The organism is Leifsonia sp. SIMBA_070 (assembly GCF_046534635.1).
Classification (GTDB): Bacteria; Actinomycetota; Actinomycetes; order Actinomycetales; family Microbacteriaceae; genus Leifsonia.
Genome location: NZ_JAWRYK010000560.1, coordinates 1 through 255 on the forward strand (window position 1 = coordinate 1; position 255 = coordinate 255).

Below are 255 nucleotides of genomic sequence, written 5' to 3' on the forward strand. Positions count from 1 at the left end.
CTCAGGACGCAAATTATTATCATGGTTTTCCGGTACAGCTTCAGGTTGTGGTACAGGAATGTCTTTTCTGCTAATCAGATACCAGTTAGTGCTGTTAATCCCCTGACCACGTTTCAGTATGTAATCATAAGCTCCGGCTGTAATACGTTCCGTCTGAATGAATTCAGCATTATCAGCATTGCCACTGACGTGAATCACTTCAATCCCATTAAGTGTCTCTGCACCAGTACCACCGGCCTGAGTAACAGCGACACG

At 45.1% G+C, this 255-nt stretch carries 1 protein-coding gene; it reads right to left on the minus strand.

Features of this window, described 5'->3' with window-relative positions; all coding sequences use genetic code 11:
* The coding region (locus SB754_RS21450; RefSeq protein WP_410784347.1) for an autotransporter outer membrane beta-barrel domain-containing protein at positions 1–255 on the minus strand (255 nt) is incomplete at both ends.